The organism is Paenibacillus daejeonensis DSM 15491 (assembly GCF_000378385.1).
GTDB classification, from domain to species: domain Bacteria; phylum Bacillota; class Bacilli; order Paenibacillales; family Paenibacillaceae; genus Paenibacillus_D; species Paenibacillus_D daejeonensis.
Map to the genome: position 1 here is coordinate 1,319,415 of NZ_KB899659.1, position 16,590 is coordinate 1,336,004.

Annotated in this window: 17 protein-coding genes; 4 read left to right on the forward strand and 13 right to left on the reverse strand. The window is 53.7% G+C overall.

Annotated features, from left to right (window positions below; genetic code table 11):
- Nucleotides 1-26: 26 nt before the first annotated feature.
- Nucleotides 27-1,436 carry a histidine kinase dimerization/phospho-acceptor domain-containing protein gene (locus F556_RS0106555; protein ID WP_020616118.1) on the reverse strand — a complete coding sequence of 470 codons (1,410 nt, stop codon included), beginning with the start codon at nucleotides 1,434-1,436 and terminating at the stop codon, nucleotides 27-29.
- 111 nt (nucleotides 1,437-1,547) lie between these two features.
- Nucleotides 1,548-2,129 carry a thioredoxin family protein gene (locus tag F556_RS0106560; RefSeq protein WP_020616119.1) on the reverse strand — a complete coding sequence of 194 codons (582 nt, stop codon included), beginning with the start codon at nucleotides 2,127-2,129 and terminating at the stop codon, nucleotides 1,548-1,550.
- Between the two features lie 203 nt (nucleotides 2,130-2,332).
- Here F556_RS0106560 and F556_RS0106565 point away from each other — a divergent pair, with 203 nt between their 5' ends.
- A complete protein-coding gene (locus tag F556_RS0106565) occupies nucleotides 2,333-3,316 on the forward strand; it encodes an aldose 1-epimerase (protein ID WP_020616120.1) in 984 nt (327 codons plus the stop codon).
- Between the two features lie 52 nt (nucleotides 3,317-3,368).
- Here the strand turns inward: F556_RS0106565 and F556_RS0106570 are convergent, their stop codons facing one another.
- The 6 genes from F556_RS0106570 to F556_RS0106595 all read right to left on the reverse strand — a co-directional run bounded on the left by F556_RS0106570 (nucleotide 3,369) and on the right by F556_RS0106595 (nucleotide 9,432).
- Complete coding sequence (locus tag F556_RS0106570) at nucleotides 3,369-4,100, reverse strand: nucleoside phosphorylase (protein WP_020616121.1); 732 nt, start codon at nucleotides 4,098-4,100, stop codon at nucleotides 3,369-3,371.
- Between the two features lie 5 nt (nucleotides 4,101-4,105).
- Nucleotides 4,106-4,783 (reverse strand): sulfite oxidase-like oxidoreductase, encoded by a 678-nt coding sequence (locus F556_RS0106575; protein ID WP_020616122.1) that lies wholly within the window; start codon nucleotides 4,781-4,783, stop codon nucleotides 4,106-4,108.
- Between the two features lie 18 nt (nucleotides 4,784-4,801).
- A complete protein-coding gene (locus tag F556_RS0106580; RefSeq protein WP_020616123.1) occupies nucleotides 4,802-5,725 on the reverse strand; it encodes an ABC transporter permease in 924 nt (307 codons plus the stop codon).
- Entirely contained in the window at nucleotides 5,709-6,782 is a 1,074-nt protein-coding gene (locus tag F556_RS0106585; RefSeq protein WP_020616124.1) for an ABC transporter permease, read from the reverse strand. The genes F556_RS0106580 and F556_RS0106585 overlap by 17 nt, the downstream gene beginning before the upstream one ends.
- Entirely contained in the window at nucleotides 6,779-8,275 is a 1,497-nt protein-coding gene (locus tag F556_RS0106590; protein ID WP_020616125.1) for an ABC transporter ATP-binding protein, read from the reverse strand. The genes F556_RS0106585 and F556_RS0106590 overlap by 4 nt, the downstream gene beginning before the upstream one ends.
- An 83-nt stretch (nucleotides 8,276-8,358) precedes the next feature.
- Nucleotides 8,359-9,432, reverse strand: coding sequence for a BMP family lipoprotein (locus F556_RS0106595; RefSeq protein WP_020616126.1), 1,074 nt, complete (start codon nucleotides 9,430-9,432; stop codon nucleotides 8,359-8,361).
- A 343-nt stretch (nucleotides 9,433-9,775) separates the two neighbouring features.
- Here F556_RS0106595 and F556_RS0106600 point away from each other — a divergent pair, with 343 nt between their 5' ends.
- Entirely contained in the window at nucleotides 9,776-10,003 is a 228-nt protein-coding gene (locus tag F556_RS0106600) for a hypothetical protein (RefSeq protein ID WP_020616127.1), read from the forward strand.
- Nucleotides 10,004-10,073: 70 nt separating this feature from the next.
- Here F556_RS0106600 and F556_RS0106605 read toward each other — a convergent pair whose 3' ends face one another.
- The gene (locus tag F556_RS0106605) at nucleotides 10,074-11,087 is read right to left on the reverse strand and encodes a zinc-binding alcohol dehydrogenase family protein (RefSeq protein ID WP_020616128.1); all 1,014 of its coding nucleotides are present in this window, start codon (nucleotides 11,085-11,087) and stop codon (nucleotides 10,074-10,076) included.
- A complete protein-coding gene (locus F556_RS0106610; protein ID WP_020616129.1) occupies nucleotides 11,084-12,046 on the reverse strand; it encodes an aldo/keto reductase in 963 nt (320 codons plus the stop codon). The genes F556_RS0106605 and F556_RS0106610 overlap by 4 nt, the downstream gene beginning before the upstream one ends.
- A 108-nt stretch (nucleotides 12,047-12,154) precedes the next feature.
- On the opposite strand from F556_RS0106610, the gene F556_RS0106615 reads away from it, so the two are divergent.
- A complete protein-coding gene (locus F556_RS0106615) occupies nucleotides 12,155-13,036 on the forward strand; it encodes an AraC family transcriptional regulator (RefSeq protein WP_020616130.1) in 882 nt (293 codons plus the stop codon).
- A gap of 33 nt (nucleotides 13,037-13,069) precedes the next feature.
- Here the strand turns inward: F556_RS0106615 and F556_RS0106620 are convergent, their stop codons facing one another.
- Complete coding sequence (locus F556_RS0106620; protein WP_020616131.1) at nucleotides 13,070-14,365, reverse strand: Gfo/Idh/MocA family protein; 1,296 nt, start codon at nucleotides 14,363-14,365, stop codon at nucleotides 13,070-13,072.
- A 175-nt stretch (nucleotides 14,366-14,540) separates the two neighbouring features.
- On the opposite strand from F556_RS0106620, the gene F556_RS0106625 reads away from it, so the two are divergent.
- Nucleotides 14,541-15,332: a helix-turn-helix domain-containing protein gene (locus F556_RS0106625; protein ID WP_211222543.1), complete on the forward strand. Its 792-nt coding sequence runs from the start codon at nucleotides 14,541-14,543 to the stop codon at nucleotides 15,330-15,332.
- 83 nt (nucleotides 15,333-15,415) lie between these two features.
- Here F556_RS0106625 and F556_RS0106630 read toward each other — a convergent pair whose 3' ends face one another.
- Together F556_RS0106630 and F556_RS0106635 are read right to left on the reverse strand one after the other, a co-directional pair.
- Entirely contained in the window at nucleotides 15,416-15,598 is a 183-nt protein-coding gene (locus F556_RS0106630) for a hypothetical protein (protein WP_020616133.1), read from the reverse strand.
- 130 nt (nucleotides 15,599-15,728) lie between these two features.
- Complete coding sequence (locus F556_RS0106635; RefSeq protein ID WP_020616134.1) at nucleotides 15,729-16,475, reverse strand: M15 family metallopeptidase; 747 nt, start codon at nucleotides 16,473-16,475, stop codon at nucleotides 15,729-15,731.
- Nucleotides 16,476-16,590: the final 115 nt, after the last annotated feature.

Here is a 16,590-nt window from a genome sequence, read left to right on the forward strand (position 1 = left end):
AAATGTATCCATGCTCATACGGCATTTCAAAGTGCCAGGCTCTTGGGTGTCCACTCGGCTTGCATGCGTATCTCAATAACCTCACCTGCCTCCGAGCTGCACACCTGCATGCTGGCCCCATGATCGGTGAAAATATGATAAGCCACCATATACGCGAGTCCTGTCCCGCTGGTTTTTGTATCATAATAGAGCTCGCCTTCCCGGAAGGCTGGTGATGAGGTGATCTCCCAGCCGCTGCCTTCACAGAGAAAAGTAAGACATACATAACCATTATCCCGCCCCAACAGCAGGACGGGTCTGCCCCCTGCCTGGACAATGTCCTGTAGCTCAACCAAAAGCCTTCGCAGCGAGCGAACGAGCTTGATTTCATCTGCGTGAATCCAAGCTGTATTGTCCTTAGACTGGTCAATCAGCTGCCAAGTACCGCTGTCATCCGCGCTCTCCACTGCTTCTTTAACAAGCTGTCCAAAGTCTATTCTCTCACGCAGCTCCGGGGTCTCGGATGAAAGCATCAGGAAATCTGAAATAATAGCTTCAATTTGTAATATCTCCTCCATTAGCAAATCATAGTGAAATTGCATGCCGACGCGATGACGGTTGAACTGGATTAATCCCTTGACCACTGTCAATGGATTGCGAATCTCATGCGCGATCCCGGCCGCAAGATTGCCCAGTGCCGCCAGCTTCTCGTCCTGACCGTTCGGCCAGCAGGACTCATTCCCGGCAACCACATGCTTGCCCAGCATATAGATTCCCACAAGCCGGCCCCGCCTCATCGTCGGCAGCAGAGTCAAAAATAGACGGACTACACCCCCTTCCTTATGATAAAGATAAACATCCAACTGCTGGGGGACGCCTTGGCCTGCCTGTTCCATACCCGCTTCGTAAGTCGCCCGGTAATCGGCATATAGCAGACGTCCTACACATTGCCCCATCAATTCTTGCGTTTCATAGCCAAGCAATTGCCCCGCTATCGAATTGACTTGCTCAATACGACCGTCCGGTGCTACCAAGAGAAGCAGGCCCGGGTACCGATCCGGCCCACCCTCAGCATACTGTGATGATCCCCCGCCAGGGACCGGCCCTGCTCCGAATCGCGGCTGCAGCATGCCTGCCGAAGCCGCCGCCGCTGTCAAAACCACCCCGCAGCCGATGAGCATTAACAGTGCAGAAGGGAGTAGCCAGCCATAATGTGCTCGGAACAAGGTAGCTATCATCGCGCACATGGCAAGTAAAGTACCTAAGCCCCCACTAGTCAGCAACAGCCGGATGCGAGTCAAACGAAGGGGGGATAGCCCAGCAGCACTTCGATGTGTATACACACTGATGTAACAGGCTGCGACTGCTGAAACCAGCGATAAGAGCAGTGTTAGGACAACAAGCGGCATTTCCTTGATTGTTGACGGACCCTGAATAATCGCTGCCTGAATATCCATGGACGACCCTCCTCGCTTGATGCTCTTGTCATTCCTTTGCCTAGCAAGCCTGGGAAAACAATTGCAAAAAAGCCCATTTTGCTTACGGAGAGCAAAATGGGCAGCGGATAGCTACACTAAATCACAGGCCTCGGCTGGCATCCAGTGGGCATCCTTGCCATCCCACTTGACATTGCAGCCAATTGGATTGGTCAGGCTCACACTGATCGGTTGACCCGTGAGATGCTCGTGCAGGACTCGATCCAAATCATTAACCTGCATCTGAGAGGTGTCGCGCGGCTGGTCAACGCCCCGGCCGGTATAAATCAGCTTGCGTTCTTGATCAAACACATAGAAGTGAGGCGTGCGCAGCGCGCCATAAGCCTTCGCGGTTTCCTGACTTTCATCGCGAAGGTATACCCAAGGAAATTGTTGTTCTTCCATACGCTCGATCATGTGCTCAAAGGAATCATCTGGATGGGTATTGACGCTGTTTGCGTTAATTCCTGCGAATCGCACGCCCTGACTCTCATATTTGAGCGCCGTAGCTCGCGTGACCTCATCTGAGCCAACAACAAACGGACAATGATTGCAAGTAAAAAAAACGACGAGTACCTTTGCATCCTTAAAATCGTTTAGCGTGTACGTTTTACCATCTGTAGCGGGTAGCTCAAATGCCGGCGCCTGCTGGCCCTGCGTCAAAGTAAAAGACATCCCTGATCTCCTCCTGTTATACGCCTTAAGATGATGGCGGTTTCACTTGAAAGAAAACTACTGATAGGTTTCATGAGCTTTTCACCTTGGAGTATAGCAAACGGGCTCTCATTCGGCAAGACAAGCCCTGTACGTTCATTATATAATGAAACTGGACCTTTGCCATACGGGGCCAATCTATTTTTTGGAGGAGATGCAACACGATGACTACACCTGCCATTGAACGTATTGACTATTTAGGCGAACCGGCTGTACGCGTACATACACCGGAGCTATCCGGCATCGTTGTCCCCGGATGGGGCAGTAATCTGATTAGCCTGACGTGGCGAGAGAGTGAACTGGAGCTGCTCCGCACACCGCAGAGTGCTGAGGCGTATCATGCCAAGCCACCGCTTTACGGCACGCCTGTCCTGTTCCCGCCGAACCGGATCGAGGATGGCACCTTCACCTTCAACAATCAGACATACACGTTTCCAGTTAATGAAACGGAGCGTGGTAATCATATTCATGGGGTGTTGATGCGCTCCGCATGGGAAGTCACTCGGACCGATATCGAAGGTGATCAAGCGATCATTGAGACCACCATCATTTCTGAGAATGTACCGGCCATCTTTGATAGTCTGCCTCACCGGTTCACGGTAAAAATGTCCTTTGTTTTCCAGGGCCCCTCCGTCAGCATTCAATTTGCAATTGACAACCGCGATGAGCAAGCGCTGCCATGGGGATTGGGGTATCATACCACCTTCCGTTTCCCGCTGTCGCCGGAGGGCGATCTGGGTCGCTGCACCTTCCAACTGCAAGCCGACCGCCGCTGGTCGCTTAATGAGCGCAATCTGCCGACCGGGGAGATTACACCGATTAGTAACCAGGAGCAGTTAAATAGCGGCCTGACCCTGGCAGATACGCTCCTAGATGACGTATATTCGATCACCCCGGGCGCTCCCAATGAAGCGGTACTGACCGATCCGGATGCCGGACTCGCGATTATCTACCGTGCCGATGAGCAATTTGGCCATTGGGTTATCTATAATGCGGACGGCAAATCGGGCTTTCTCTGCCCCGAGCCGTATACGTGGGTGACCAACGCCCCTAACGTATCTCTTCCTGATGAACTGACAGGCTTCCGCGCCCTGGCCCCTGGCCAGCAAGTCAGCACCTTCACGGAGATTGCGATCAAGCGCGTCTAAGCATTCGTTCGCACGATCGTCGGTACAAAAAAAAGCTTGCGGGGGGCGGTCCTTAGACCGCCGCTCCAGCAAGCTTGTGCACTGCCCGCAGGGCAGCCTCGATTTCACGCTCTACAGCAAGGGCAACGACGTTGGTGTGCGGATCGTACTCTGCCGCCAGATCTGCATCTGCATATCCGTCCAAAGCCACGATTGCTCCCGCCCGAACTCCTCTAAGCGAGGCGATGACGAAGAGTGCCGCGATTTCCATCTCAACTGCCAGTACCCCTGCCTGCTTATAACGCGCATGCGGGATTTCTTCCACACCGGCAAAGAATACATCCATCGTTACGGTAATGCCTTTCTTCACGGTTCCGCCCAGGGCAGTGGCTGTTTCATAGAGCGCGCCTGTTACTTCATGATCGGCCACCGCCGGGTAACCCGGTGGCACCAGTTGGTGTGTCAGCCCTTCGGCACGCACGGCTGCCGTGCTGACGATCAGACTGCCTGCCGGATGCTCGCTGGAATAAGAGCCTGCTGTTCCGACGCGGATCAGGGTCGTCACACCGGCGCGGATCAGCTCTTCGAAGCAGACAGCTGCACCTGGTGAACCTACGCCATGACTGACAACCGCCAGCTCGGTTCCATGATATGTGCCTACAAATGTCCGGTACTCCCGGCTAAAAGCCAGCTCCCGGGCATTTTCCAATTTGTCTGCGATCAGCTTGGCCCGGCCCGGGTCGCCGCAGACGATAGCGAAGGCGGGAATGTCTTCGCTATTCACTTGCAAGATTGGCATTAACATTGGTGCTAATCAAACTCCTTTCGAACCCATTCATCCTCAGGGATCGGCAGGTCCTCGCCAGAGAAACGCTGCTCCAGGAACGGGTCCGCTGTATTATGAAAGCCATTGCGTTCCCAGAAGCCAGGGCGATCTTCGCGCATGAATTCGATCCCGCGGATCCACTTGGCACTTTTCCAGAAATACAAATGAGGCACGATCAGGCGCATCGGCCATCCATGCTTGGGCGTGAGCGGCTCGCCATTGTAGTGGGTCGCCAGCATGACATCGTCTCGCATGAGATCCTCCAGTGGCAGATTCGTATCATAATCCTGGTCGGCATGAATCATAACATGCTTAGCTTCGGGCTTGACGTTCAAGAGTGACAGCAGATCCTTGAAGCGGATGCCCTCCCAATCGGTATCGAACTTGGACCATCGGGTGACGCAGTGGATGTCATTCACCTGCTGGGAGCGTGGCAGCTTCATCAGGTCATCCCAGCTAAAGGTACGTTCTTGCTCGACCTCACCGAAAATACGAAGTGACCATGTCCCCAGATCGTACTCCGGCACATCCCCTTCATGCAAAATCGGAAACCGCTCGGTCAGCATCTGTCCCGGCGGCAGCCGGTGAGCGAGCTGCGGGTCTACATGGACTGCGGGGGAGGGCTTGGCTTTCTTGAGTCGTTCAGCTTTGCCATGTTGCATCGGTTGTACACCTCCATTTTAGCGAGAGCTTTCATTCGATCTTCTCGCATCAGCGAGTTGGCTTTTGTTACGGAAGAAGAACATCGCCAGCAGCGTGACGACAAATGGCAGCATGGACGTGAACTGCGTTGGCAGTGCCATCCCTTGCAGTCGGGTGCTCAGACTACCCATGAATCCAAACAAGAGACTGGATGCTCCGACGCCAAGTGGATTAGACTGTCCAAGCATCGTAGCAACCAGCGCGATAAATCCACGACCGTTGGTCATCCCTTCGGTGAACAACGTCAGCTGGCCTAACGAGAGCTGGGCACCGGCGAGACCGCACAGCGCGCCACAGGCAATCATGGCTCCATACTGGTATTGGGTTACCCGGATCCCAAGTGAACGCGAGGCAATCGGATTCTCCCCGGCTGCCCGCAGCCGGAATCCGGATACGGTACGGAACATATACACGTAGAGCAGCACAACCATAAGCAGCCCGAAATACACAAGCGGCGAATGTCCGGAGACCACACGCCCAATCCATGGAATATCATGAATGAGCGGGATCTCCCAGCGGGGCAATCCGACCATATTGCGGTCGACATAAGAACCCTTCACATCAAATATGGCTCGTAGGCTAAACGTGGTGAGGCCAAGGGCCAAGAAGTTGAGCGCTACACCGACGACAATTACATTCGCCTTCAAGTGGATGGTCATATAAGCAAATAGCAGCGAGAACATCATGACGCAGGTCATGGCGAACAGCAGAGCCAGCCAAATGTTGCCGGTCAGATGATTGCCGACAATCGCCGAGAAAGCGCCAATCAGTATGAGCCCTTCCAAGCCGACATTAAACAGGCCAACTCTGGCACACAGCGCGCCGCCTAGAGCTGCCAGCAGAATGGGCGTAACCGCGCGTAGCGTCGAGCTGTACAACGTGGCGTCAAGTAGAAGATCCATCAGCGGCAGCCCTCGCTTTCTTCCGATTTTTGATGAAGCTGTAGCTGATTCGTGCCGATACAAACAGAATCAACACAGCCTGGATGAGACTTGAGATCTCCAGCGGTACATCGGTGTTGCGCTCCACACCCATGCCACCGGTCTGCAGGGCTGCGAGCAGCAGCGCTGCCAGTGCCGTACCAATGGGATGCGAGCTGGCCAGCAGCGTTGCCATGATGCCGGACCACGCATAACCCGGCGCGGACAAGGAGCCGTCGATAAAACGGTACTGCGTGCCCAGAACCTCAGCTGCTCCAGCCAGACCGGCGAGTCCACCGCTGACGAACATGCTGATTAACATCAGCCGGCCCCGGCGCACACCGCCGTAGGAGGCGAATAGCGGATTGCCGCCGAGCATACGAACCTCGTAGCCCGACACGGTATAGCGAATATACAGAAACAACAAGATGGTGCCAATCATAGCAAACAGGAAACCCGCATGCACACTCATGCCCTGGAACAGCTTGGGCAGCCAGGCCGCATTCTCGACCATCGGCGTCTGCGCCATAGCCGCAGAACCGGTGCGGTCCATGAAGGGATGCGATACCATGTAGCTTGCAAAGTAAACCGCAATGTAATTCAGCAAAAGTGTCGTAATGAGCAAATTCATTCGAAACCGGGTATCCAGCCATCCGGCAAAGGCTGACCAAATGCCCGCTGCGATAATGCCTGCGATAATCGCCAAGGTCAGCTTCAGCCAGCCTGGACCAGGAACATGCAGCGCCGTCAGCGCTGCGCTAAGCCCGCCCAGAATCAGCTGACCTTCCGCGCCGAGATTAAAGAACCCCGCCCGGAATGCCAAGGCAACACCCAGTCCGATCAGAATAATCGGCGTGGCCCGCGCTAGCGTATTCGTAAAAAAGTAGAAGCTGCCAAAAGCGCCCTTCCACATCTCGGCATAGGTATCGACGACCGAACCGCCAACAATCATGATGGCCACCGCTCCGGCAGCCAGTCCCACCAGGATGGCCAACAGCGGCTGCAGCAGTGACTTTGCAATCTGATTCACAAGATTCATTGCCTTTTCCCCCCAGCCATCCACAAACTGATTCTTTCCTCTGAGGCTTCTTCGGCGCGTGTTTCCCCAACAATACGCCCTTCATACATGACCAGAATCCGGTCAGAGAGCTTCAGCACCTCTGTCAACTCCGAGGATACCAGCAGCACGGCCCCACCATCATCGCGTCGCTTCAGCAGCTCGCCATGAATGACCTCCATGGCCCCGACATCAACGCCGCGCGTCGGTTCGGCTGCAATCAGAAACGGGGAACGGTGCTCTAGCTCACGGGCAACGATCAGCTTCTGCAGATTGCCGCCAGAGAGATGCTGCGCTTTGGTGTCGAGCGAACCTGTCTTAATGGAGAAGCGCTCCACCCAGCCCCGTACCATCTCACGTACCTTGCCGCCTTTAATCAATCCATATTTAGTATAGCGGTCCGTATGACCCATTAAACCATTGTCGGCCACCGTCGCTTCCTTGGCGACACCCCACTGGTAACGGTCCTCGGGAATATGCGCCAGTCCCTGCTCGCGGATTTGGCGAACCGAAGCATCTTTGATGTCTTTGCCCTGCAGCCGCAACGCACCTGCATCCGGCTTGGCGAGCCCGGATATGACCTGCAGCAGCTCGGACTGACCATTGCCAGAGATGCCTGCAATTCCGACGATCTCTCCGGCATGAACGGACAGGTTGATATGATCCAACACAGGTTTGCTGCCGCTCCCGGCAAGCGTGATACCCTCAAGCTCCAGAATAGGCTGCCCTGGAGTCTGCTCCTTGCGCTGCAGATTCACCAGGTCGCGTCCTACCATAAGCCGTGAAAGCTCGTCCACATTGGTTCCCGAAGCATCCACGGCCCCCGTGACTTCTCCATCCCGCAATACCGTAATCCGGTCAGCGACGTCCATAACCTCTTGCAGTTTATGAGTAATAATAATGAAGCTCTTGCCGCTTCGAGCCAGTCTGCGTACCGATTCAAGCAGCTCTTTGACTTCCAGAGGGGTCAATACGCCGGTCGGTTCGTCCAGGATAATAATTTCAGCCCCCTGGTGCAGCACCTTGAGAATTTCTACACGCTGCTGGACACCAAGCGAGCAGTCGCCGATGACCCGCCTGGGATCAACCGGCATGCCGTATTGCCTGGAGAGCTCGGCTACTTCAGATATCGCTCTGAACTGATTGATGAATCCGAATCTCCGCGGCTCTCGTCCAATGACAATATTCTCTGCAATGGTAAAGGACGGATATAACATAAAATGCTGGTGCACCATGCCAATTCCATTGGCAATCGCATCAGCTGGGGAAGAGAATTGCAACGGTTTTCCGTTTAGCGTAATCGAGCCGTCTGTCGGCGTTTCCATGCCATACAAGATACGCATCAAAGTGGTTTTGCCTGCACCGTTCTCGCCGACAAGCGCGTGCACTTCGCCTTTCTTTAGCGAAAAATCCACGTGTTTATTGGCGATGACGCCTCCGTAGGCTTTGGTAATGCCCTTCATCTGGAGCAACATGGGGCGGCCTCTCTCCTTTCAGGGGTGTGCAACAGGAAACCGGCTGCCAATAGCTGCAGCCGGTATATGGATGTATTGGTCTACTATTGGGCCAGCGGATTAGCGACAACCAGTTCGCCAGACTTAATCTGCTCCGCCATTTCTTTCAGCTGGTCGATTGTCTCTTGACCGATGAAATCGCTCAGCTCGGATTCGGATTCATGCGTTACAAATGTGATACCAACGCCGCCCTCTTCCAGGCCGTACTCCACTGCTTCAAATGTGAAGTTGTCTTCGGCAAACGATTTGACAGTCTCATAGGCAACCGCATCGGTACCTTTCAACTGCGACAATACGATATGTTCAGGGTCGAGCACTGTACGGTCGGTATCTTGTCCAGCAGTGTAGAAGCCTTCTTCGCTTGCTGCTTCAAACACGCCATTGTCGCCTACAGCAGCCATGCCTGCGATGAAGTCTGCACCTTGGGAATGCTGTTGCAATGCCAATTCTTTGGCCTGGGCTGGATCATTGAAGCCGCCGACATAGTTGACCAGGAACTTCGCTTCAGGGTTCGTTGCTTGCAGACCCTGCTCGAATCCGCCGGTGTATTTCTTCAGCAGCGGTGTATCCATTGCAACGATAGCGCCAACGGTATTCGTCTGGGTGGATAGACCTGCAGCCGCGCCCATCAGATAAGCTGCTTCATACTCACGGAAACCAACGCTGCGCACATTCGGCAGATCCACAAATGTGTCGATAATGGCGAAGGTCTTGTCCGGATTTTCTTGTGCCACTTTGTTCAGCGCGTCTTCCGCTTGGAATGTTGCCGTTACGATCAGATCGTAGTTCTCGGCTACAGCTGCACGAAGGTTTTGCTCGAATGCTGCCGGATCGGAGGATTCAATCGTCCGAACCTCAAGCCCGAATTCCTCGCCGCCGCGCTTGAAGCCTTCATCCATCAGTTGGAAGAACGGGTTTACACCAATCTCTTCTGGCAGGACCAGAACAGCTCTTCTTGTCTCTTCGTTGCTATCGCCGCCAGCGTTGCCTTCCGCAGCGCCGCTGTTGTTCGGTGTGTTGTTAGGCGTGTTGTTGCCGCCGCCTGAGTTGCCGCCGCAAGCAGCCAGCATCGCAGCTACTACCAGCAGGGATACGATGACCAAAAATTGTTTTTTCATGAGATTCTCTCCCGCTCCTTTGATAAGCACTTTTTCTTATATCCTAGTAGATCGATCGGAATGTGTCAATATATCTATTTTTCGACATCTTTCGCCATCCTTCTACCTTTGCAATTATAAAACATTTTGCACTTAATTACTATCTTTGATTCCATTCTCTTTTCATTTGCTGCGGATTTGTTTAATAGTTCTCAGGACCTCAGTGTCGTGATGTACTATCCGCCTCAAGGCACAACAAAAAAGTCTGAATGATCACAATTTTGTAAACCCTTTTTAAGAATCTTTTAACAATCGTAATGTATACTGTTTACACATTAGAACAAATGGATTGGAGTGATTGCCCGTGAGAACCATGATTCTGTTCCAGAACAAACCCATCCCTGTATATCTTACTGAGACCAACAAAAAAGCGCTGGACAAGCTGGCTGATACCCTCAACCGTAAATGGACCAGCGGCAAAAATGCACTCAGACACTGTCTCCGTTCCCTGATTAGCGTTGAGATCGAAGGCAGCGAGGCTACACTGCACGCGATTAATGAAAAAGACACACTCACGATTTCATTATACTAAGTACAAGCTTAAAATGACATAAGCCCTTTGCCCCTCCGGAACCGGAGAGGCAAAGGGCTTTTACTTTGTTTTACAATTCTACAACCGCCTTGATGACGCCACTCTCGGGTGACAGCCACCCTTCAAAGGCGTCAATCATCTGTTCAAACTCTGCCCGGTGTGTAATATAACGGTCAATATCAATATGCCCGCCAGCCATCGCCTGGCGTACCGCATCGAAATCCTCTCGCGTCGCATTACGACTCCCCATCAGGGTGAGCTCCCGCTTATGAAACTCCGGATCATGGAAGCTGATATCCGCCTTCACCAGTCCCACATAAACTAGCGTTCCGCCATGAGATGTATAATCAAATGCCTTGCTCATGGAGCCTGCATGTCCTGTCGCATCGAATACCACATCCGGGTAAGCTCCACCCGTGAGCTCTATCAGCTCATCCGCGGCTTCGGAACCCGCGATAACCGTCGCCTCTGCCCCCGCCCATGACTGACAGAAGCGCAGCCGGTCCGCTTGCAGATCCATAGCGATCACACGGGCTCCCCGCTGCCTGGCCATTACCATCACGCCAAGACCGATAGGCCCAGCGCCAATGACTAACGCAGTGTCACCCGCCTGCAGCCCGGAACGTCTGACCGCATGGGCCCCGATACTAAGCGGCTCTAGCATGGCAGCCTGATCTAGAGACAGATCGTCTGCTGGCAGCAGTTGTTCTACAGGCACCACAATGCGCTCCCGCATCCCTCCATCCACATGGACACCAAGCACCTGCATCGACATACAGCAGTTGGTTTTTCCTTTGCTGCAAGCTACACATTGCCCGCATGCCAGATAAGGGATGATACTCACCCGCTGGCCTACGCGCAGCGATTGGCTGCCCTCTCCTAGCGCCTCAATCTCGCCGGACAATTCATGTCCCAGAATACGCGGATAGGAGAAGAAAGGCTGATTGCCCTTGTAGGCATGCAGATCCGTACCACAGATGCCGATCCTCCGAATGCGTACGACAGCTTCTCCGCTCCCGCATGTCGGCGTCTCGCCTTCCGTCATGACCAGGGAATCCGGTGCGTTGCATACGATCTGCTTCATCCTTCTTCTCCTCCTTGTTCTGCTTCATTATATTCCGCCCGCCCACTAGGCCAGGTGCGTCCCTGAACAGGCGCCAGAATCGCTAGAACTTCTGCCAGCAGCTGCTCGTCCAGCGGCTCCTCCACCCAGGCTGCATTCCGACGGATATTCTCCTCACTTGCGGAACTGACCAGTGTGGTTGGAATGCGCTCATCTCGGGTCGCGTATTGCACGGCCAGCTTGGCGATATCCGTCCCTTGAGCAGAACAATACGCTGCGGCCTCCAGGCAAACCTGCTTGAGTTCTTCATCGGCCGGGTGCCAAGATGCCGTCCCCCGCTGACTTAACAGTCCCATAGAGAGCGGTGAAGCATTCATCAGTCCGATCTGCCTGGCTTCCAGAAGCGGCACCAGGTCCAATAAGGTGCTGTCGTTTAGGGAGTAGTGACAGTAGGACAGAATGACATCCACATCGGGGCGGTTCTCCATTAGCGCCTTCTTGAAGGCTGCCAACGGCAGTGCAGACAAGCCGCCGAAGCGAATTTTGCCTTGTCTCTTCAGTTCTCCAAGCGCAGGAAGTGCCTCTTCCTCCACTTGACGCCACGGCACGAATTCGAAATCATGCAGCAGCAGAATATCCAGATAATCCGTATGCAGTCGCTGCAAACTCTCATCCACGCTGCTCAAGATGCGCTCATACGAATAATCAAAGGTATTCTCCCCATAGCGTCCAGCCTTGGAGGAAAGTATAAATGCATCGCGGGGCAGCTCACGGAGCGCCGCTCCAAGTACTGTCTCCGCCTTGGTCAGACCATAATAGGGCGAGACGTCGATCAGATTCATTCCCACCTCGATTGCCGTGTGGACAGTACGAATGCCTTCTGCAGGATCTACCTCGCGAAACACGGAGCCCACCGATGAGGCGCCAAAGCTTAGGACCGGCACCTCCAATCCTGTATTTCCTAGTGCTCTATATTGCATAGCAGCTCCTCCTAACGTTCTTTTCTTTCATTCTAACATCAATGATGTATAATGAAAGAGCTTATAATTGCAGAAACATACTCTATATTGATGTTATTGGAGGGGATCATGTTGCAGGCTCGCCGCACCATTCCACATGAGACAGGCTTTCCGGTCGCCCTGGTGTACCGGGATACCAAGAGTCCCCAAGCGGAGTTGCCGGATCACCAGCACGATTGGTATGAGCTGGTTTATGTATACAACGGACAAGGCACCTTCCTGATCGATCAAAGTCTCTATACGATGAGGGAAGGCGATCTCTTCTTGATTCCAGGCGGCACCATCCATCATGCCCAACCAGATGAGCTGGTCCCCGTCACTTCAACGGCATTGTTCTTCCTGCCCTCGCTCCTGCCGATCGCAGCCGGCGAGACCGATGCGCAGCCCTTAGCAACCTACGCACACGCCAGCCAGCGCCGTCATTACCGGCTGTCACTCGCGCCTGAACAGCAGCAAACCGTCGCCGACGCCTTGCTTGCCATTCAGCAAGAATTGCACACCCGACAGCATGGGTACCGGCAAGCCGTCCGGATTCTTTGCCTGCAGCTGCTATTGACCGTATATCGTGAGCAGCGGCGGGACCCTTCCGCCGCAAGCCCCCCGCCTCAAGTAGCGGGACCTGTATGGATGCAGGAAAGCCTTCGGCATATTGATGCGCATCCATCGGCTGACCTTGGACTAACCAGTCTCGCACGCAAGGCTGCGGTATCGGCAGCTCATTACAGCCGTGTCTTCAAACAATTGACGGGCATGACCGTCTCGGATTACGTAACGGCCAAACGCATGCAACGGGCCACTGAGCTGTTGCTGCATTCCGATCACCCGGTGAAGACGATTGCCGAGCTGTGCGGCATGGCGAGCATGCCCTATTTTCACCGGATGTTCCAGCGTTACCTCGGTACGACCCCATTGGCGTACAAGAAAAAGAAGCTCACCTCCGGTCAAGATTGACCATGGGGTGAGCTTCTTGTATACGAGAACCGATTACTTGTGGAACTTAACGAGCTCGTCAATGCTTACCGACTGTCCGGTGCGGATGGAGCGGTTGGCAGCAATGCCGGTCAGGATCGAACGGGCACCGTCCACATGGTCAGCCGCCCGGTTGAATTCATCCTCGGTCGGTGTACCAAAGATATCATTCAGCAGAACAGGGTCTCCGCCTCCATGACCGCCCGCTTTCTCTTCCACCTCTACCTCATAAGGGGCGTCGAACATCGGGAATACCCGGATCGACTTGTTCTTCAGCGCACCCTCCAGCGCTTTGTCGCCGCCGGAATTCACATAGGATTGCTCAACGATGTTCATTTCGATACGGCCCTTCGTTCCATTAAAGGCAATGCGATAGCCTTCCCACGGCAAGTAAGCATTAAGAGAATACGTTAGAATCGCTTTGTTCTTGTAGCGCACCATGACGCCCATTGTATCCTCGATATTGATTCCATCGCCGAATACGCTTTGGTCACGGATATAACCATCTTCGTGCTCCGCATCCAGGTAGAGTCCCTTGAGCGATTCATGCTGGTCCATATGCAGAGCAAATGGATCCTCCTGAGCATTCGGGTTGCCTGTAGATCGAGTATAGAAACGCGTCTCGCCACGCTTCTCTGCATTTTCCTTGCCGTAGAACAGCAGGTCGCCAAAAGCAAACACGGTATCCGGCTGGGAACCGATCCAGAAGTTGACCAGATCGAAGTGATGCGTCGATTTGTGCACCAGCAGACCGCCGCTGTTGCGTTTATCGCGATGCCATCTGCGGAAGTAGTCGGCACCGTGGCGGGTATTCAGCAGCCATTCGAAGTGAACCGATGTCACCTCGCCGATTGCACCATCGCGAATCAACTCGCGGGCCTTCGTGTGATGCGGCGCATAACGGTAGTTGAACGTCACCCGCACGTTGCGGCCTGTTCGCTCAACAGCATCCAGAATGTCCTGACATTTCTCCTCATCTACCGTCATCGGCTTCTCGGTAATGACATCACAGCCGAGCTCCATCGCGCGGATAATATAGGTATGATGGGTACGGTCAACACTCGTGACAATGACCGAATCAGGCTTTTCTTCTGCGATCATTTTCTCGAATTCATGCGCTTTGTACGTGTTGACCTCATGGTAATCATATTTCTCCTTCAAACGCCGGTTCGCATAATCCATCCGGGTCTGATTCGTATCGCAAAATGCCGTCAATTCCGACGTGTCTCTATATTCTGTCGCAATGGCACTATAGAAAAATTCAGCTCTGCCCCCTGAACCAACCAAGACGTACTTTTTTTTGCCGCTCATGATTAAAGCGCCTCCATTCCTGGGATATGGTTCAAGGTTACAGCAAATTTTGAAGAAAATCTCCGCATTTTTTGACTTTATTATGCGAACCCCGCATAATTTGTGGTACGGAGGTGCATTGATGGACAACCAAGTGCTATATGAATCGAAGGAGCCCGTCCTTACCCTTGAATACATGAAACGAATGGCCGATTTTTCCATGCACACGGATCATTATCATGCCAGTTATGAGATCTATTACCTGATTTCCGGCGAGCGGTTTTACTTCATCCGTGACAGCTCCTATCATGTGCGCAAGGGAGACCTGGTCTTCATTAATAAACGTGAGCTTCACAAAACATCAGGCACCGGCAGCGCCGGGCATGAACGGCTGGTTATCTATTTTCATGAGGAATGGTTGGATACGCATTTTGCAGAGCATCGGGAGCTGCTGGAAGCACCGTTCCTGCAACAGCCGCCCGTCGTGCGGCTGCCTGTCCGGGATCAGCTGCATGCGGAACAACTGGTTGAGCGGCTAATGGGCGAGATGACAGGCACAGCGGCCGGACGGGATTTGGCCATTCGCCAGACGGTTGCCGATCTGCTCCTGCTGGCCTCCAGACATGCGTCAGCTGGCGACGGGATGTCTGCTGAACCGCTCGATACGCCGCTTCACTTGAAGATGTCGGAGATCGCCCGCTTCATCAACGAGCATTATGACCAGCCGATCCATTTGACAAGTCTAGCTGAGCAGTTTTTCCTCAGTCCCTACTATTTAAGTCGGACCTTCCGCAAAGTCATCGGCCTCACGATGAATGAATATTTGAATTTGGTGCGAATCCGGGCTGCAGAGCAACTGCTGAAGGACACAGATCTGCCTGTGACCGAAATTGCTGCCAAAGTGGGCTATGACAATTTCTCTCATTTTGGGAAAACCTTCAAAAAGATCACCAAAGCGTCGCCCCGGATGTATCGCAAAGTCCAGTAAATAACCCCACATAACAAAACGCCTCATCCTGGTTGGATGAGGCGCTCCGCCCACCGGCGGCTATGCTGCAATGAAGGGACCGGCTAGTTGTCCGAATCGTCCGAGTCAGATTCATCCTCGGATTCGTCTTCTTCTTCCTCCAGCTCGTCTTCTTCTGCTTCCTCTACGTCGTCTGCCTCTTCAGCAGCCGCTTGTTCGTCGAACACCAACTCGATACCGCCTGATTCTTGTCCTTCTTCCACCGGGAGCTGCTCTGCCTCACTCATACCGATCCCTCCATTGATTCATTGTTCATTGCAGAATCAGTATAGCATGGGGAATCGGCGAAGCTTGTCTAACGGTGACGGACAACATTACAATTTCATGACGGCAGGATCACAACTGCTCGACCGTTCTTTATGACTTGTCAAAAATCCCCGCGCGGTCCAAAACGACAGCCATCCGCATGAAGCTGTGATTGCCAATCGGATCGCTCAGATATCCTAAGCGAACCAGCTTGTCGATTGTTGGTTTGGCCCAGGCTGGTGCTTCCTTCTGGACGAGCAAGCTTTGAATCAGTTGCGCCTGCTGCTGCACTTGCTGCTGCAGCGCTTCAAATGCCTGTTTTTCTGCCTCTGTCATCGGCGCATCCTCTCCTCTCGTAATGATCTCCATTGCGGCATCCAATTGAGCCTGAGTGGGTCTGCGGCCAGCCCGGTACTGGGCTGTCGTCAGTCCGAAGGTCATCTCCAGATGGGGATAGTCCTTGAAGCTGACCCAGTCCCCCCCCCAGCTGAAGCCAAGCCGCTTGGCCTCCTCAACCACTTCCATCCAATCTGCTTGCCCGTCGCCATCACCATCTCGCTTCATATCCCAAGAAACATTGCGTCCATCCGGCAGCAGCAGGGCAAAATCTAACGCAACGCCATAGTTATGATTACTGTAACCGCCACGCGCATTCGTGACGATTGGACCAGGAGCTGTCCGACCTTGCGCATAGAGCGCATCCTGCTCAGCGATCGTCCGGAGCCCTTGGGTAATGACAATCGGCACGCCTCTGCCATAACTGCGGTCCACCAAACGTTTCGCCGCTTCCTGTACGACCGGGAGGAGTCCCGCAATCGCCTTCGCAGATCTGTTTCTTACTTGCTCTAACGTTACCAATGCCAGTCCCTCCTCTCTACAGCATTGTATGCAGCTGCGGTGGCAGACTTCGCGGCGGTTGTCCAAAGACAGACAAAAAAAGCCAACCGGACACACAACCGGTTGACCCTCCAGT

Bases quoted from the DNA above. Each gene is read 5' to 3' on its own strand.
- F556_RS0106555 (WP_020616118.1), bottom strand. From the start codon at position 1,436: ATGGATATTCAGGCAGCGATTATTCAGGGTCCGTCAACAATCAAGGAA.
- F556_RS0106560 (WP_020616119.1), bottom strand. From the start codon at position 2,129: ATGTCTTTTACTTTGACGCAGGGCCAGCAGGCGCCGGCATTTGAGCTA.
- F556_RS0106565 (WP_020616120.1), top strand. From the start codon at position 2,333: ATGACTACACCTGCCATTGAACGTATTGACTATTTAGGCGAACCGGCT.
- F556_RS0106570 (WP_020616121.1), bottom strand. From the start codon at position 4,100: ATGTTAATGCCAATCTTGCAAGTGAATAGCGAAGACATTCCCGCCTTC.
- F556_RS0106575 (WP_020616122.1), bottom strand. From the start codon at position 4,783: ATGCAACATGGCAAAGCTGAACGACTCAAGAAAGCCAAGCCCTCCCCC.
- F556_RS0106580 (WP_020616123.1), bottom strand. From the start codon at position 5,725: ATGGATCTTCTACTTGACGCCACGTTGTACAGCTCGACGCTACGCGCG.
- F556_RS0106585 (WP_020616124.1), bottom strand. From the start codon at position 6,782: ATGAATCTTGTGAATCAGATTGCAAAGTCACTGCTGCAGCCGCTGTTG.
- F556_RS0106590 (WP_020616125.1), bottom strand. From the start codon at position 8,275: ATGTTGCTCCAGATGAAGGGCATTACCAAAGCCTACGGAGGCGTCATC.
- F556_RS0106595 (WP_020616126.1), bottom strand. From the start codon at position 9,432: ATGAAAAAACAATTTTTGGTCATCGTATCCCTGCTGGTAGTAGCTGCG.
- F556_RS0106605 (WP_020616128.1), bottom strand. From the start codon at position 11,087: ATGAAGCAGATCGTATGCAACGCACCGGATTCCCTGGTCATGACGGAA.
- F556_RS0106610 (WP_020616129.1), bottom strand. From the start codon at position 12,046: ATGCAATATAGAGCACTAGGAAATACAGGATTGGAGGTGCCGGTCCTA.
- F556_RS0106615 (WP_020616130.1), top strand. From the start codon at position 12,155: ATGTTGCAGGCTCGCCGCACCATTCCACATGAGACAGGCTTTCCGGTC.
- F556_RS0106620 (WP_020616131.1), bottom strand. From the start codon at position 14,365: ATGAGCGGCAAAAAAAAGTACGTCTTGGTTGGTTCAGGGGGCAGAGCT.
- F556_RS0106625 (WP_211222543.1), top strand. From the start codon at position 14,541: ATGAAACGAATGGCCGATTTTTCCATGCACACGGATCATTATCATGCC.
- F556_RS0106630 (WP_020616133.1), bottom strand. From the start codon at position 15,598: ATGAGTGAGGCAGAGCAGCTCCCGGTGGAAGAAGGACAAGAATCAGGC.